Origin of the sequence: Streptomyces sp. NPDC088197 (assembly GCF_044741185.1) — a bacterium.
GTDB lineage: Bacteria > Actinomycetota > Actinomycetes > Streptomycetales > Streptomycetaceae > Actinacidiphila.
Map to the genome: position 1 here is coordinate 599,995 of NZ_JBIUSD010000001.1, position 16,649 is coordinate 616,643.

At 70.7% G+C, this 16,649-nt stretch carries 11 protein-coding genes and 1 tRNA gene; all 12 read left to right on the forward strand.

The window, feature by feature from the left end; genetic code table 11:
* Nucleotides 1–38: 38 nt before the first annotated feature.
* Nucleotides 39–1,979, forward strand: coding sequence for a chromosomal replication initiator protein DnaA (dnaA, locus tag ACIOC1_RS02690; protein ID WP_401851336.1), 1,941 nt, complete (start codon nt 39–41; stop codon nt 1,977–1,979).
* Between the two features lie 811 nt (nt 1,980–2,790).
* Nucleotides 2,791–3,921 carry a DNA polymerase III subunit beta gene (gene dnaN / locus ACIOC1_RS02695; RefSeq protein ID WP_355336671.1) on the forward strand — a complete coding sequence of 377 codons (1,131 nt, stop codon included), beginning with the start codon at nt 2,791–2,793 and terminating at the stop codon, nt 3,919–3,921.
* A 63-nt stretch (nt 3,922–3,984) separates the two neighbouring features.
* Nucleotides 3,985–4,932 carry a phosphogluconate dehydrogenase (NAD(+)-dependent, decarboxylating) gene (gene gnd / locus ACIOC1_RS02700; RefSeq protein WP_355336773.1) on the forward strand — a complete coding sequence of 316 codons (948 nt, stop codon included), beginning with the start codon at nt 3,985–3,987 and terminating at the stop codon, nt 4,930–4,932.
* Nucleotides 4,933–4,984: 52 nt separating this feature from the next.
* On the forward strand, nt 4,985–6,115 hold the full coding sequence (gene recF / locus ACIOC1_RS02705; RefSeq protein ID WP_355336672.1) for a DNA replication/repair protein RecF: 1,131 nt from the start codon (nt 4,985–4,987) through the stop codon (nt 6,113–6,115).
* Entirely contained in the window at nt 6,112–6,726 is a 615-nt protein-coding gene (locus ACIOC1_RS02710) for a DciA family protein (RefSeq protein WP_355336673.1), read from the forward strand. The genes recF and ACIOC1_RS02710 overlap by 4 nt, the downstream gene beginning before the upstream one ends.
* Nucleotides 6,727–7,051: 325 nt before the next feature.
* Complete coding sequence (gene gyrB, locus ACIOC1_RS02715) at nt 7,052–9,052, forward strand: DNA topoisomerase (ATP-hydrolyzing) subunit B (protein ID WP_355336774.1); 2,001 nt, start codon at nt 7,052–7,054, stop codon at nt 9,050–9,052.
* Nucleotides 9,053–9,093: 41 nt separating this feature from the next.
* Nucleotides 9,094–11,745, forward strand: coding sequence for a DNA gyrase subunit A (gene gyrA, locus ACIOC1_RS02720; RefSeq protein ID WP_391042009.1), 2,652 nt, complete (start codon nt 9,094–9,096; stop codon nt 11,743–11,745).
* Nucleotides 11,746–11,748: 3 nt separating this feature from the next.
* Nucleotides 11,749–12,363 carry a DUF3566 domain-containing protein gene (locus ACIOC1_RS02725; RefSeq protein ID WP_391042007.1) on the forward strand — a complete coding sequence of 205 codons (615 nt, stop codon included), beginning with the start codon at nt 11,749–11,751 and terminating at the stop codon, nt 12,361–12,363.
* A gap of 83 nt (nt 12,364–12,446) precedes the next feature.
* Nucleotides 12,447–12,520: transfer RNA gene (locus tag ACIOC1_RS02730), tRNA-Ile, on the forward strand.
* A gap of 178 nt (nt 12,521–12,698) precedes the next feature.
* On the forward strand, nt 12,699–12,839 hold the full coding sequence (locus ACIOC1_RS02735) for a DLW-39 family protein (protein ID WP_223187219.1): 141 nt from the start codon (nt 12,699–12,701) through the stop codon (nt 12,837–12,839).
* Nucleotides 12,840–13,068: 229 nt separating this feature from the next.
* Entirely contained in the window at nt 13,069–15,204 is a 2,136-nt protein-coding gene (locus tag ACIOC1_RS02740; protein WP_401851339.1) for a VWA domain-containing protein, read from the forward strand.
* Nucleotides 15,201–16,592, forward strand: a complete 1,392-nt coding sequence (locus ACIOC1_RS02745; RefSeq protein WP_401305471.1) for a hypothetical protein — start codon at nt 15,201–15,203, stop codon at nt 16,590–16,592. Before ACIOC1_RS02740 ends, ACIOC1_RS02745 begins: the two co-directional genes overlap by 4 nt.
* Nucleotides 16,593–16,649: the final 57 nt, after the last annotated feature.

Consider the following 16,649-nt stretch of genomic DNA (forward strand, 5'->3'; position numbering starts at 1 on the left):
CCGCACTTGCACCATTAAGCGACGAGAGAGCGTGCCCTGTGGCTGACGTAACCGCCGATCTTGCCGCAGTGTGGCCGCGCGTACTCCAGAAACTGCTGGTGGACAGCGAGGACCTGAAGCCCAAGGACGCGGAGTGGCTCAAGCGCACCCAGCCGCTGGCCCTGGTCGCGGGCACCGCCGTCCTCTCCGCGCCCAACGAATTCGCCAAGAGCGTCCTGGAGGGGCGGCTGCTGCCGCTGATCACCGAGGTGCTGAGCCGTGAGTTCGGTCACCCTGTCGGGATCGCCATCGCCGTCGCGTCCGGCGGCGACCAGGAGCCGGCCCCGGCCGACCACGACCAGGACCCGTACGAGCAGCAGCACGAGCGGCACGACCGCCGCGACGGGCACCGCGCGGACCACAGGGACGAGCTGCGCGACGACCACCGCGACGGCATGCGGGACGACCGGCACGGCGGCGACCTCGGGGACGACGGCATGCGGATGCGCCGCGCCTACCCCGAGCAGCAGAGCCAGGGCAGGCACGCGGGCCCCGACGAGTGGCCGCCGCGGCAGAGCGACGACGGCTGGCGGCAGCCGCGTACCGACAGTTGGACCCTGCCCGCGCAGAACAGCGGCGGCTTCCAGGACCGCGAGCCGTACCCGGAGCAGCAGAGCCACCGGTACCGACAGGACACGCACGACGGCTACCCGGTCGTACCGCACCAGGCGTACCCGCAGTCCCCGCAGGGCGGTTACGCGCCGCAGTCCGGCGGCTACCAGCAGCAGGACCGGCAGCAGGGCCAGGGCCGGCCGGACCAGCAGCCGCAGTCCACCGGGCGGCACGCGTCGCCGAATCTGTCGGGCGGCCGGCTCGACGGGCCCTCGGGGCCTTCCGGGCACTCCGACCCCTCGGGCCGCCAGAACCACTCGGGCCATTCGGGCTCCTCCTCCGGCGGCGCCGTCGAGCCGACCGCCCGGCTGAATCCCAAGTACCTCTTCGACACCTTCGTGATCGGCGCGTCCAACCGCTTCGCGCACGCGGCCGCGGTCGCCGTCGCCGAGGCCCCGGCCAAGGCGTACAACCCGCTCTTCATCTACGGGGAGTCGGGGCTCGGCAAGACGCACCTGCTGCACGCGATCGGGCACTACGCGCGGAGCCTGTACCCGGGGACGCGGGTGCGGTACGTCAGCTCCGAGGAGTTCACCAACGAGTTCATCAACTCGATCCGGGACGGCAAGGCGGACGCGTTCCGCAAGCGGTACCGGGACATGGACATCCTGCTCGTCGACGACATCCAGTTCCTGGCGAGCAAGGAGTCGACGCAGGAGGAGTTCTTCCACACCTTCAACACCCTGCACAACGCCAACAAGCAGATCGTGCTCTCCTCCGACCGGCCGCCCAAGCAGCTCGTCACCCTGGAGGACCGGCTCCGCAACCGCTTCGAGTGGGGCCTGATCACCGACGTCCAGCCGCCCGAGCTGGAGACCCGGATCGCGATCCTGCGCAAGAAGGCGGTGCAGGAGCAGCTCAACGCCCCGCCCGAGGTGCTGGAGTTCATCGCGTCCCGGATCTCGCGGAACATCCGCGAGCTGGAGGGCGCGCTCATCCGGGTCACCGCCTTCGCCAGCCTCAACCGGCAGCCGGTCGACCTCCAGCTCACCGAGATCGTGCTGAAGGACCTGATCCCCGGCGGCGAGGACTCGGTGCCCGAGATCAGCGGGACGGCCATCATGGCCGAGACCGCCGCGTACTTCGGGCTGGCCGTGGACGACCTGTCGGGCTCCTCGCGCAGCCGCGTCCTGGTCACCGCCCGGCAGATCGCCATGTACCTGTGCCGCGAGCTGACGGACCTGTCGCTGCCGAAGATCGGCGCGCTCTTCGGCGGCCGCGACCACACCACGGTCATGCACGCCGACCGGAAGATCCGCTCCCTGATGGCCGAGCGGCGCTCCATCTACAACCAGGTGACGGAGCTGACCAACCGCATCAAGAGCTGAGCCGCGCGCGGAGAAGCGCCGCGCACAGCCCCTCCGAGCGCCCCGGGAGACCTCTCCCGGGGCGCTTCGCGTTGTCCGCCGCGCCGCGCCCTGTTCGATTCCCGTGCGCCGAGGGGCAGTTCTCCACAGGACTGTGGCAAATGGACCGTCCACACCCTGGGGACACCGGAGTTGTCCAGAAAGTCTCCACAGGCCGGGCGCCGCAACGGCGGTACGCCCAGCTCAGCCGGGTGTGGATATGTGGGCAACTCGAATCCACAGACTGTGGACAGAAAGGACACCTCTTGGGGGTCACTTCGCGTTGTCCACCGCTCGCCCACAGGTTGGGGCTCGTTGTGCACAGCATGGGATCGTTTCTCCACATCTCTGTCCACTGTTCGGCAACGAAACGCGCCTGGTCCCACGGAAGAGTGAAAGGCGTCACACCAAGGTGGTGGGTTGGCCTGGGGAGAACCTGGGTATTTCTGGGGACAGCGCTGGGGAGAACCCGGGGTCACCTGTGAATCGGGTGTGCACAACTTCCGGCCGTCCACAGGACCCCCTGGTTGTCCCCATGCCCCACCCACAGGCCCGGTGGATAAAAAACAGGGTCTGACCTGCACCGGAACCACTTATCCACGGTATCCACAACCCCTATTACTACGACTACGTAGAGATAGATGGGAACCTGCTTCGAAGCGGGGGGTGTGCACAACTCGGCCCGGACCCGCCCTGCGGCTCGTGTCGCGGCTTGACGCCAACCCGCACCGACTGTCGGTGCTGTGCGTCAGACTGTTCCCCGACAGCCAGCAACAAGCAGGAGGCGGTTCCGGTGAAGATCCGGGTGGAGCGCGACGTACTCGCCGAGGCAGTGGCTTGGGCAGCCCGTAGCCTCCCGGCCCGTCCCCCGGTGCCCGTCCTCGCCGGGCTCCTGCTGAAGGCGGAGGAGGGCAAGCTCAGCCTCTCCGGCTTCGACTACGAGGTCTCGGCACGGGTGTCGGTGGAGGCCGAGGTCGAGGAGGAGGGCACGGTCCTGGTCTCGGGGCGGCTGCTCGCCGACATCTCGCGGGCCCTGCCCAACCGCCCGGTGGAGATCTCCACCGACGGAATCCGCGTGACCGTGGTCTGCGGCAGCTCGCGGTTCACACTCCACACCCTGCCTGTGGAGGAGTACCCGGCGCTGCCCGCGATGCCCGACGCCTCGGGGACGGTGCCCGGCGAGATCTTCGCCGCCGCCGCCTCCCAGGTCGCCATCGCCGCGGGCCGCGACGACACGCTCCCGGTGCTCACCGGTGTGCGGATCGAGATCGAGGGCGACACCGTCACGCTCGCCGCCACCGACCGCTACCGCTTCGCGGTCCGCGAGTTCCTGTGGAAGCCCGAGCAGGCCGACATCTCCGCCGTCGCCCTGGTGCCCGCCAAGACGCTGCTGGACACCGCCAAGTCGCTCACCAGCGGAGACACCGTCTCCATCGCGCTCGCCGGATCCGGCGCCGGTGAGGGCCTGATCGGCTTCGAGGGCGCCGGCCGCCGTACGACGACCCGGCTGCTCGAAGGCGACCTGCCGAAGTACCGCACGCTCTTCCCGACCGAGTTCGCCTCGGTCGCGGTGATCGAGACCGCGCCGTTCGTCGAGGCCGTCAAGCGCGTGGCCCTGGTCGCCGAGCGCAACACCCCGGTGCGGCTCAGCTTCGAGCAGGGCGTGCTCACCCTGGAGGCCGGTTCCAGCGACGACGCACAGGCTGTGGAGCGCGTCGACGCCAAGCTGGAGGGCGACGACATCTCGATCGCCTTCAACCCGACCTTCCTGCTCGACGGCCTCAGCGCGATCGACTCCGCCGTCGCCCAGCTCTCCTTCACGACCTCGACCAAGCCCGCGCTGCTCAGCGGCCGTCCCGCGCTCGACGCCGAGGCGGACGACGCGTACAAGTACCTGATCATGCCGGTCCGGCTGTCCGGCTGACGGCTGTCGGCGGCCGGCTGACGGCCGCCGGGGCCGCCCCCGCCCGCCGGACACACCGTCCGGCTGAGCCGGTCACAGCGGGCCGTCGTAGGCTCGGCTCAGGTCAGACACGCTTCGAACGAAGGATCTGCGATGGAGCTCGGTCTCATCGGTCTCGGCAAGATGGGCGGCAACATGCGCGAGCGCATCCGCCGCGGCGGGCACACCGTCATCGGGTACGACCGGAACCCGGATCTCGCCGACGTCCACAGCCTCCAGGAGCTTGTGGACTCCCTCAAGGGACCGCGCGTGGTGTGGGTCATGGTCCCCGCGGGCGCGGCCACCCAGTCGACCATCGACGAGCTGGGCGAACTGCTCTCCCCCGGCGACCTCGTCGTGGACGGCGGCAACTCCCGCTGGACGGACGACGAGCGGCACGCCGACGAGCTGGCGGCCAAGGGCATCGGCTTCGTCGACTGCGGCGTTTCCGGCGGTGTCTGGGGCCTGGCCAACGGCTACGCGCTGATGTACGGCGGCAAGGACGAGGACGTCGCCAAGGCGCAGCCCATCTTCGACGCGCTCAAGCCCGAGGGCGACGCCGGCGCCGTGCACGCGGGCAAGGTCGGCGCGGGCCACTTCGCCAAGATGGTCCACAACGGCATCGAGTACGCGATGATGCAGGCCTACGCCGAAGGCTGGGAGCTGCTGGAGGCGGTGGACTCGGTCACCGACGTCCGCGAGGTCTTCCGCTCCTGGAAGTCCGGTACGGTCATCCGCTCCTGGCTGCTCGACCTGGCCGTGGACGCGCTCGACAAGGACGAGCACCTGGGCGCCCTGCGCGGCCACGCGGACGACTCCGGCGAGGGCCGGTGGACGGTCGAGGCCGCCATCGACAACGCCGTGCCGCTGCCCGCCATCACCGCGTCGCTGTTCGCCCGGTTCTCGTCCCGCCAGGACGACTCGCCGCAGATGAAGATGATCGCCGCGCTCCGCAACGAATTCGGCGGGCACGCGGTCACCGCCGCCGAGTAGTACGAAAGCCAGACAGCAGGGAGGTCGGCGCGGTCCCGCGCCACAGCACGCGATGCACGTAGCGCACCTTTCGCTCGCCGACTTCCGTTCCTACGCCCGGGCCGAGGTCCCCCTCGACCCGGGCGTCACCGCTTTCGTGGGGCCCAACGGGCAGGGCAAGACCAATCTGGTCGAGGCCGTCGGCTATCTGGCGGCGCTGTCCAGCCACCGGGTCTCCACCGACGCGCCGCTGGTCCGGATGGGCGCCGAGCGCGCGGTCGTCCGGGCCCAGGTCGTGCAGGGCGACCGGCAGCAGCTCGTGGAGCTGGAGATCAATCCGGGGCGGGCCAACCGCGCCCGGATCAACCGCTCGGCGCCCGGCCGCCCGCGCGACCTGCTGGGCATCGTCCGCAGCGTGCTCTTCGCGCCGGAGGACCTGGCGCTGGTCAAGGGCGACCCGACCGAGCGCCGCCGCTTCCTCGACGAGCTGATCACCGCCCGCACCCCGCGCCTGGCCGGGGTCCGCAGCGACTACGACCGGGTGCTCAAGCAGCGCAACACCTTGCTGAAGTCCGCCGCGATGGCCCGCAGGCACGGCGGCAAGGGCGGCGATCTGTCCACCCTCGACGTGTGGGACCAGCATCTGGCGCGGGTCGGCGCCGAACTGCTCGCGCAGCGCCTGGACCTGGTGGCCGCGCTCCAGCCGCTGGCCGACAAGGCGTACGAACAGCTCGCCCCCGGCGGCGGCCCGGTCGGCTTCGAGTACCGGGGCTCGATGGGCGAGAGGATGGCCGGGGCCGAGGGCCGCGAGGACCTGTACGGGCGGCTGCTGGAGGCACTGGGCGAGGCGCGCAGGCAGGAGATCGAGCGCGGGGTGACGCTGGTCGGGCCGCACCGCGACGACCTGCTGCTCAAGCTCGGCCCGATGCCCGCCAAGGGCTACGCCAGCCACGGCGAGTCCTGGTCGTACGCGCTCGCGCTGCGCCTGGCGTCGTACGAACTGCTGTGCTCCGACGGCGGCGAGCCGGTGCTGGTGCTGGACGACGTCTTCGCCGAGCTGGACACCAAGCGGCGCGAGCGGCTGGCGGAGCTGGTCGCGCCCGGCGAGCAGGTGCTGGTGACGGCGGCGGTGGACGACGATGTGCCGGGTGTCCTGGTGGGGGCCCGGTTCGCGGTGGAGCAGGGGACGGTGGAGCGGGTATGAGCGAGCGCGGCGCGAAGCGGGCCAGGGGCGCGGGCGGCACGGCACTCCCGGCGGACGGCACGGCCGACACCGCTCCGGCAGCGCCCGCGGGTACACCGTCCGGCACGCTCCCCGAGCAGACCGGCGTCGACCTCGCGCGGGTCGCGCTGCGCGCCGCGAAGGAGCAGGCCAGGGCCCGTGGCGCGGCGGCCGTGCAGAAGAAGCAGGCCAGGCGCGGCGGGCTGCGCAGCGGCGCGCGCGCCGACGGCCGCGACCCGCTGCCGCTGGGCGCCGCGATCAACCGGCTGATCACCGAGCGCGGCTGGGAGGCCCCGGCCGCGGTGGGCGGGGTGATGGGCCGCTGGCCGCAGCTCGTCGGCCCCGAGGTGGCGCTGCACTGCGCGCCCGCGCGGTACGACGAGGAGGACTCGGTCCTGACCGTCCAGTGCGACTCGACCGCCTGGGCGACCCAGCTCCGGCTGCTGGCCCCGACCCTGGTGGCCCGGCTCAACGCGGATCTCGGCCACGGCACGGTGAAGCTGATCAAGGTGCTCGGCCCCGCGGGCCCGGCCCGCTCGTACGGACGGCTGCGCGCCCCCGGCAGTGTCGGCCCCGGCGACACGTACGGCTGAGAACGCGCCGGTGCGCGTACGGCGGGGAGCGCGTTCGTACGGCGTCCGTAGCGACTTCGCGCCGACCCTGCTCAGCGTAGCCGGGGGTTGACAGCCGGAAGCCCTGGACGCCCGTGTGAGCGGTTTTGGCACCAGGGCCGCGTGTAGGGAGTCGGGCGGCGGCGGTTCGGGACGGCACATGGGAACTCAGGTACCGCCAAAGCCCCATTCATGTCGGCGCTACCGGTAGACTGATAGGCAGACCGCCCTCCCCTGGCAGCAGACAGGGGGACACCAGCGGAACATGTCGAAGACGCAGCCGATCCCGCCCCGCGGGAGACGGCTCGTGCTGTGCCAGAAAGGGCGCTTCGTGGCCGATTCCGGCAACCCCAACGAGAATTCCAGCAAGTCCTACGACGCCAGCGCGATCACCGTGCTCGAGGGTCTCGAAGCGGTGCGCAAGCGCCCCGGTATGTACATCGGTTCGACCGGTGAGCGGGGCCTGCACCACCTCGTCCAGGAGGTCGTCGACAACTCGGTCGACGAGGCGATGGCCGGTCACGCGGACACCATCGACGTCACCATCCTCGAAGACGGCGGCGTGCGCGTCGTGGACAACGGCCGCGGCATCCCGGTGGGCATCGTCCCCTCCGAGGGCAAGCCGGCCGTCGAGGTCGTGCTGACGGTGCTGCACGCGGGCGGCAAGTTCGGCGGCGGCGGTTACGCGGTCTCCGGCGGTCTGCACGGCGTCGGCGTCTCCGTGGTCAACGCGCTGTCCTCCCGGGTCGCGGTCGAGGTGCGCACCGAGGGCCACCGCTGGACGCAGGACTACAAGCTGGGTGTGCCGACGGCGCCGCTGCTGAAGAACGAGGCGGTCGACGAGACCGGCACCACGGTCACCTTCTGGGCAGACGCGGACATCTTCGAGACCACCGACTACTCCTTCGAGACGCTGTCGCGGCGCTTCCAGGAGATGGCGTTCCTCAACAAGGGCCTGCGGATCTCGCTGACCGACGAGCGCGCCGACCACGTGGACGAGGAGGGCAAGCCGCTCACCGTCACGTACCACTACGAGGGCGGCCTCGTGGACTACGTGAAGTACCTGAACTCGCGCAAGGGCGAGCTGATCCACCCCACCGTCATCGACATCGAGGCGGAGGACAAGGAGCGGCTGCTGTCGGTCGAGGTCGCCATGCAGTGGAACACCCAGTACAGCGAGGGTGTGTACAGCTTCGCGAACACGATCCACACGCACGAGGGCGGCACGCACGAGGAGGGCTTCCGCGCGGCGATGACCGGCCTGGTCAACCGCTACGCGCGCGAGAAGAAGTTCCTCCGGGAGAAGGACGACAACCTGGCGGGCGAGGACATCCGCGAGGGTCTGACCGCGATCATCTCCGTCAAGCTCGGCGAGCCGCAGTTCGAGGGCCAGACGAAGACGAAGCTGGGCAACACCGAGGCGAAGACGTTCGTCCAGAAGGTCGTGCACGAGCACCTGACCGACTGGCTGGACCGCAACCCCAACGAGGCCGCGGACATCATCCGCAAGTCGATCCAGGCGGCCACCGCCCGGGTCGCGGCCCGCAAGGCGCGGGACCTGACCCGCCGCAAGGGGCTGCTGGAGTCCGCGTCGCTGCCCGGCAAGCTGAGCGACTGCCAGTCCAACGACCCGACGAAGTGCGAGATCTTCATCGTCGAGGGCGACTCGGCCGGCGGCTCCGCGAAGTCCGGCCGCAACCCGCAGTACCAGGCGATCCTCCCGATCCGCGGCAAGATCCTCAACGTGGAGAAGGCGAGGATCGACAAGATCCTCCAGAACACCGAGATCCAGGCCCTGATCTCGGCCTTCGGCACCGGTGTGCACGAGGACTTCGACATCTCCAAGCTCCGCTATCACAAGATCATCCTGATGGCGGACGCCGATGTCGACGGCCAGCACATCAACACCCTGCTGCTGACCTTCCTGTTCCGCTTCATGCGGCCGCTGGTCGAGGCTGGGCACGTCTACCTCTCCCGCCCGCCGCTGTACAAGATCAAGTGGGGCCGGGACGACTTCGAGTACGCGTACTCCGACCGTGAGCGGGACGCGCTGGTGGAGATCGGCAAGCAGGCCGGCAAGCGCATCCGCGAGGACTCGATCCAGCGCTTCAAGGGTCTGGGCGAGATGAACGCCGAGGAGCTGCGGGTCACCACGATGGACATCGACCACCGGGTGCTCGGCAAGGTCACGCTCGACGACGCGGCCCAGGCCGACGACCTGTTCTCGGTGCTGATGGGCGAGGACGTGGAAGCCCGCCGCTCCTTCATCCAGCGCAACGCCAAGGACGTCCGGTTCCTGGACATCTGAGTCGGCCCCCACTGGCCGTGTGAAAGGACTAATCGACAGCGATGGCCGACGACACCTCCAACGTTCCCCCCGTGCCCGACGTACCCCCGTCCGAGATGGACGAGCGCAACGAGTCGGGTGGCCTGCGCATCGAGCCCGTCGGGCTCGAGACCGAGATGCAGCGCAGCTATCTCGACTACGCGATGTCCGTCATCGTCTCGCGCGCGCTGCCGGACGTGCGGGACGGCCTCAAGCCGGTGCACCGCCGCGTGCTGTACGCGATGTACGACGGCGGCTACCGGCCCGAGAAGGGCTTCTACAAGTGCGCGCGCGTCGTCGGCGACGTGATGGGCACCTACCACCCGCACGGTGACTCCTCGATCTACGACGCGCTGGTCCGTCTCGCGCAGCCGTGGTCGATGCGGATGCCGCTGGTGGACTCCAACGGCAACTTCGGTTCCCCGGGCAACGACCCGGCCGCCGCGATGCGGTACACCGAGTGCAAGATGATGCCGCTGTCCATGGAGATGGTCAGGGACATCGACGAGGAGACCGTCGACCTCCAGGACAACTACGACGGCCGCAACCAGGAGCCGACGGTCCTCCCGGCGCGCTTCCCGAACCTGCTGATCAACGGTTCCGCGGGCATCGCGGTGGGCATGGCGACGAACATCCCGCCGCACAATCTGCGCGAGGTCGCCGACGGCGCCCAGTGGTGTCTGGCCAACCCGGACGCCACGCCCGAGGAGCTGCTCGACGCCCTCATGGAGCGGATCAAGGGCCCGGACTTCCCGACCGGCGCCCTGGTCGTCGGCCGCAAGGGCATCGAGGACGCCTACCGTACGGGCCGCGGCTCGATCACGATGCGCGCGATCGTCGAGGTCGAGGAGATCCAGAACCGGCAGTGCCTGGTCGTCACCGAGCTGCCGTACCAGACCAACCCGGACAATCTGGCGCAGAAGATCGCCGACCTGGTGAAGGACGGCAAGATCGGCGGCATCGCCGACGTCCGTGACGAGACCTCGTCGCGCACCGGCCAGCGGCTGGTCATCGTCCTCAAGCGGGACGCGGTCGCCAAGGTCGTGCTGAACAACCTGTACAAGCACACCGACCTCCAGTCCAACTTCGGCGCCAACATGCTGGCGCTGGTCGACGGCGTGCCGCGCACCCTGTCGCTGGACGCGTTCATCCGCAACTGGGTGAACCACCAGGTCGAGGTCATCGTGCGGCGGACCCGCTTCCGGCTGCGCAAGGCCGAGGAGCGCGCCCACATCCTGCGCGGTCTGCTCAAGGCGCTGGACGCGATCGACGAGGTCATCGCGCTGATCCGGCGCAGCGACACCGTCGAGGTCGCGCGCGAGGGCCTGATGGGCCTGCTCCAGATCGACGAGATCCAGGCCAACGCGATCCTGGAGATGCAGCTCCGCCGGCTGGCCGCCCTGGAGCGGCAGAAGATCATCGCCGAGCACGACGAGTTGCAGCAGAAGATCAACGAGTACAACGCGATCCTCGCCTCGCCGGAGAAGCAGCGGCAGATCATCAGCGAGGAACTCCAGGCCATCGTCGACAAGTTCGGCGACGACCGGCGCAGCAAGCTGGTGCCCTTCGACGGCGACATGTCCATGGAGGACCTGATCGCCGAGGAGGACATCGTCGTCACGATCACCCGTGGCGGCTACGTCAAGCGCACCAAGACCGAGGACTACCGGTCGCAGAAGCGCGGCGGCAAGGGCGTACGCGGCGCGAAGCTGAAGCAGGACGACATCGTCGACCACTTCTTCGTGACCACCACCCACCAGTGGCTGCTGTTCTTCACCAACAAGGGCCGGGTCTACCGGGCCAAGGCGTACGAGCTGCCGGACGCCGGGCGGGACGCGCGCGGCCAGCACGTGGCGAATCTGCTGGCCTTCCAGCCGGACGAGCGGATCGCCCAGATCCTGGCGATCAAGGACTACAACGCGGCGCCGTACCTGGTGCTGGCCACCAAGGCCGGACTGGTGAAGAAGACCGCGCTGAAGGACTACGACTCGCCGCGCGCGGGCGGTGTCATCGCGATCAATCTGCGCGAGTCCGGCGCGGTGGACGGCGACGCGGACGGCGAGGGCGCGGTGCTCGGCACCTCCGACGAGCTGATCGGCGCCGAGCTGGTCTCCGCGGAGGACGATCTGCTGCTCGTCAGCCGTAAGGCGCAGTGCATCCGCTTCACCGCCACCGACGACGCGCTGCGCCCGATGGGCCGCGCCACCTCGGGCGTGAAGGGCATGAGTTTCCGTCCAGGTGACGAACTCCTCTCGATGAATGTCGTCCGGCCCGGTACGTTCGTGTTCACCGCCACGGACGGCGGGTACGCGAAGCGCACATCGGTGGACGAGTACCGGGTCCAGGGGCGCGGCGGACTCGGTATCAAGGCGGCGAAGATCGTGGAGGACCGCGGTTCTCTGGTCGGCGCTTTGGTTGTCGAGGAGACCGATGAGATCCTGGCCATCACGCTCAGCGGTGGGGTGATCCGTACGCGGGTCAACGGGGTCAGGGAGACGGGCCGTGACACCATGGGCGTCCAACTGATCAACCTCGGTAAGCGGGACGCCGTCGTCGGCATCGCGCGGAACGCCGAAGCGGACGACGACCCGGAGTCGGCCATCGTGGCCGAAGCCGGTGAGGACGACGGAGCGGTCGCGGGCCTGGAGCCCGAGACCGGTGAAGCGGAGGAGTAAGCCGTGAGTGGAGCCACGGGCGCCGCAGGTGGGGCGGGCAGGACCGGGGGTGCCCATGGCTCGGCCAACCTCAACGGCCCGCAAGAGGGGGGATACACCGTGACTGACACGCGTCAGCCGCCGCCGCACCAGCCGGCGCAGGCGTACGCGCCGCCGGCACCCGCCACACCTCCGCCGACGCCGGGTTCGCCCGCCGCCGCGGGGGTGCGCAGGCCGCGTCCCGCGGCCCGGTCGGTGCCGCGCACCCGCAAGGCGCGGCTGCGGATCGCCAAGGCCGATCCCTGGTCGGTGATGAAGGTGAGCTTCCTGCTCTCCATCGCACTGGGCATCTGCACGATCATCGCCGTGGCGGTGCTGTGGATGGTGCTGGACGCGATCGGCGTCTTCAGCACCGTCGGCGACACCATCAGCGAGGCCACCACGTCCGAGCAGGGCGGCAGCGGCGGCTTCGACCTGGTGTCGTTCCTGTCGCTCTCCCGGGTGATGGTCATCACCTGTGTGATCGCCGTGATCGACGTCATCCTGGCCACCGCGCTGGCCACGCTCGGCGCCTTCGTCTACAACCTCTCGGCGGGCTTCGTCGGCGGTGTCGAGCTGACGCTGGCGGAGGACGAGTAGCCGTCCGTCAGGGCGGCAGGTCGGGGCGGCGGATACCGATTTTGGGACATGGCCCAGGGTGCGCTAATCTTTCGGTGCAGCGCGGGGCTATAGCTCAGACGGTTAGAGCGCTTCCCTGATAAGGAAGAGGCCCCAGGTTCAAGTCCTGGTAGCCCCACCGCGTGAAGGCCCCCAACCGCAAGTCGGTTGGGGGCCTTCGGTGTGTACGGGGGGTGTGAGGCCGCGCTGTTGAGGGTAGAACGAAAGGCCGCACAGGTCACCGTTCGGTATCGGCCGCTGTGTATAGTCGGGCGCGTCAGAAGCTCTCCCCACGGAATCAAGGAGGAGGTCACGCGATGAAGAAGTTTCTCCTGGTCGCCCTGGCCGCCGTCGCCGGACTGTTCGTATACCGACAGATTCAGGCGGACCGCGCCGAGCAGGACCTGTGGACCGAAGCCACCGACACGGTTCCGGCGGGATCCAGCACGACCGTGTGAACCGTACGTACTGTCTTCGGGCCCCGGCCGCACTCATGGGTGAGTGCCGCCGGGGCTTCGCTGTTTCCGGGGGCCGTGGGGGCGGGTCAGGGGACTTGGCCGCTGCCGGGGCGTGTGGGCGAGCCCGGCTCGGCTGTTGCGGGACCGTGACAGGAACCGCTTGAGTTTGCCTGAGCAAATCCTTAGGTTTGCTCTTGCAAATGAAGTGGAGCGAGGGGGATGTGACGGCATGGAACGACGACCACCACCGGGGCGGGCAGCCGCCACCGCCGCGCTGCTCGGGGCGCTGCTCCTGGCCTGCGCGGCCGTGCTGACCGGCGCGGGAACCGCCGCCGCGGCCCCGGCCGCACCCGCCGCCCCGGCCGCCGGCCAGGACGGCAGCCTGATCATGGTGCTGGACTCCTCCGGCTCGATGGCGGGCCCCGACGGCTCGGGCAGCACCCGGATCGCCTCGGCCCGCAAGGCCGTCGGCTCCGTCGTGGATTCGCTGCCGGACGGCTACCCGACCGGACTGCGGGTCTACGGCGCGGGCAAGCCGCACGGCTGCGACGACACCTCGCTCGCCAAGCCGGTCACCCCGCTCGACCGGGACGCGGTTAAGCGCGCGGTGGACGCCGTACAGCCCAAGGGGGACACCCCGACGGCGCTCGCGCTCACCAAGGCGGCCGACGACCTGCCCGCCGACGGGCGGCGCACGATCCTGCTGATCTCGGACGGCGAGTCCAACTGCGGGGCGCCCAAGCCGTGCGACGTGGCCGCGCGGCTCGCGGGCGACGGCAAGGACGGCATCGACCTGCGGATCAACACGGTCGGCTTCCAGGTCAAGGGCGCGGCCCGCGACGAGCTGGAGTGCGTCGCCCGCGCCGGGCACGGCTCGTACTACGACGCGCCGGACGCCGCCTCGCTCGCCCGCCAGCTCGTGCGCGCCTCCCAACTGAGCGCGGACGCGTACCGCTTCGAGGGCACCCGGATCACCGGCGGCGACTCGGCGGAGCACGCCGCCTCGATCAGCACCGGTCAGTACCTCGACACCATCGGCCCCGGCGAGACGCGCTGGTACGCCGCCACGCTGGACGGCGTCTCGACCGCCGACGCGTCGGTCACCGCGGCCCCGCAGCCGGGCGTGCCGGTCACCTACGGCGACGGCCTGGAGCTGAAGCTCACGGGGACGGGCAAGTACGCCTACTCCTGCGACACGCAGTCCGCGCACTTCGGGCAGAACGAGGGCGCGATGACGCTGACCGGCGCGGTCAGCCGGGTGCCGTCCGCCGACCACAAGGACGACTGCGACAAGGCGGGCCGCTACCTGCTGTCGGTGCACCGGACGAGCGCGCCCGCCTCCGACCGGAGCCGCTGGCCGGTCGAACTGCGGCTGGACGCCGAGGCGCCGCTGCCCGCGGGCACCACACCGGCCGCCGCGCGGACCGACTACGGGACCGCGCCCGCGCCCGTCACCGGCACGCCCAAGGACCTCGTCGGCGGCACCGGCTTCAACGACGCCGCACGGGTCGGCACCGGCGTCTGGCGGGACCACCTGCTGCCCGGCCAGACCCGCTACTACAAGGTCCACCTCGGCTGGGGCCAGCAGCTCACCTACGCGGCGGAATTCGCCAACGAGCCGGTCCTGGACGACTCCTCGTCCCACGCGTCCACCTTCGTCACCACCTCGGCCTTCGCGCCCGGCAGGCTCCCGATCGAGAGCGCCTCCGACGCCCGCGGCGAGCGCTCGTACTTCGGCAAGCCGCTGTCGGTCGGCCTCGGTACGGTCCCGGTGACCTGGACCAACCGCTGGACGGTCGGCGACCCGGCCGACACCGTGCACAGCGCGGGCGACTACTGGATCGCGGTCGGACTCGGCCCGAACGCGGCGCAGTTGGCCAAGAACGCCGCTGTCGGCGTCATCCTGCGGGTCGCGGTCACCGGCGACGAGCTGGCGGGCCCCGAGTACCAGGCGCCGAAGCTGGCCCGGCAGGGCGGCGACCGGAACGGCGCGAGCGGCGCCGACGGCGGTACGAAGGGCCGGGCCGCGGGTGACGGTGACGGTGACGGTGACGGTGACGGTGACGGTACGGGCTCCGCCGCGGGGTCCGGCATCGGCTCGGTCACGGGCAAGGACCTGCTCGCGGCGGGGACGGGCGGCGCCGTGGCGCTGGCCGGGGTCGGGGTGGCGGCGCTGATCCGCCGCGCCGGGGCCCGTCAGCGGTTCCGTGCGCAGGCCGACACGCTGGTCGGCCCTCAGACGGGCACTCGGACCGGCACACACACGAGCACACAGACCGGCACTCAACCGGGCCCACAGCCGGGCACACAGTCCGGCACTCAACCGGGCACTCAGTCCGGCGACGACTACAGGGGTGGGGCATGAAGCGCCAACTGACGTTCACCGCGGCGGCGGGCGTGCTCGCGCTCGCCGCGCTCCAGGGGCAGGCGGCGGCCGACACGGCGTCACCGTCCGCGCCCCCGTCCTCCGCGTCGGGGTCGTCCTCGGCCGGTTCCACGGGGGTCCCGACCGAGGCCCCGGCCACCTGGAAGCCGGAGGGCACCGCCGTCTCGGGGGCGCAGACCACGGCGGACGCGCCGCCGTTGAAGGCCGCGACCACGTACCGGGACATGATCAAGCCGAACGAGACCCGGATGTACGGGATCACGCTCGACGCCACGTCCTCGGCGTACGCCTCGGCCTTCGCGCTGCCGCCGACCGGCTCGCGGGTGGCGTACAACGACGGGCTGGAGCTTGAACTCCAGAGCGCGGACGGCACCACCTGCGACAGCCGGGACGCCAACTTCCGTGACGACGACGCGACCCGGCCGATCGGCTCGGCGGTCGCGCGGCTGGCGGGCGTCGGCACGTCCTGCCAGGAGGCCAACCAGTACACGCTGTCGGTGCACCGGACGAGCGCGGGGACGTCCGACCCCGGCGCGTGGCCGCTGGAGCTGCGCTTCGTCCTCGAACCCGCGCTGAAGGCCGGGACGACGGCGCAGCCCGCGCCGAACTTCGGCTCCGCGTCGCCGACCCCGCTGACCGCGGGCACGCCGCGACAGGCCCGCGGCGGCCCCAGCTTCGAGACGGCGGCGGCCGTCAAGACCGGCATCTGGAAGGACAAGGTGCTGCCGGGCGAGACGCGCTTCTACAAGGTCCCGGTCGACTGGGGCCAGCAGGCCACCGTCTTCTCGGACTTCTCCAGCGCGCCGGCCAACGGCGACAGCGCCACGTACATCGGCCAGGGCGTGCGGCTGACGGCGTACAGCCCGGTCCGCGAGCTGATCGACTCCGTCGACCACTCCTACTCCGGCGCGCCGACCTCGCTGAACGAGCGGCTGGCGCCGGTGTCGTACGCCAACAGGGCGGGCAGCGCCACCGATGTGGTGCGGGTGCGGTACGCGGGCTGGTACTACTTCGCGGTCACCGTGCACCCCGATGTCGCCAAGGCGGTGACGGGCGCGGTGCCGGTCACCCTGCGGGTGGACGTCAAGGGCGAGGCGCTGCCCGCGCCCGCGTACGACGGTGATCCGGGCGCGGCCGGCATCGGCGTCAGCGCGCACGACGTCTCGGCGGCGAACGGCTCGGGCACCGGGTCGTCCGGGTCGTCCGGCAGTTCGGGACTGCGCTTCCTCGCCTTCGGCGCCATGGGCGCCGGGACGGTGCTGCTGCTCACGCTCGTGGTGTGGTTCGTCGCCGCGCGGCGACGGGCGGCGCGGACGGCGGACGCGGTGCCGCCGCAGCCGGGGTACGGGCCGCCGCCTGCCTGGTAGCGGGTGTCTTGTACGGGCTCTCGTACGGGCTCTCGGACGGGTTCTTGTACGGGTGCC

Bases quoted from the DNA above. Each gene is read 5' to 3' on its own strand.
- ACIOC1_RS02710 (WP_355336673.1), top strand. From the start codon at position 6,112: ATGAGCGAGCGCGGCGCGAAGCGGGCCAGGGGCGCGGGCGGCACGGCA.
- ACIOC1_RS02740 (WP_401851339.1), top strand. From the start codon at position 13,069: ATGGAACGACGACCACCACCGGGGCGGGCAGCCGCCACCGCCGCGCTG.
- ACIOC1_RS02745 (WP_401305471.1), top strand. From the start codon at position 15,201: ATGAAGCGCCAACTGACGTTCACCGCGGCGGCGGGCGTGCTCGCGCTC.
- gyrA (WP_391042009.1), top strand. From the start codon at position 9,094: ATGGCCGACGACACCTCCAACGTTCCCCCCGTGCCCGACGTACCCCCG.
- recF (WP_355336672.1), top strand. From the start codon at position 4,985: ATGCACGTAGCGCACCTTTCGCTCGCCGACTTCCGTTCCTACGCCCGG.
- ACIOC1_RS02735 (WP_223187219.1), top strand. From the start codon at position 12,699: ATGAAGAAGTTTCTCCTGGTCGCCCTGGCCGCCGTCGCCGGACTGTTC.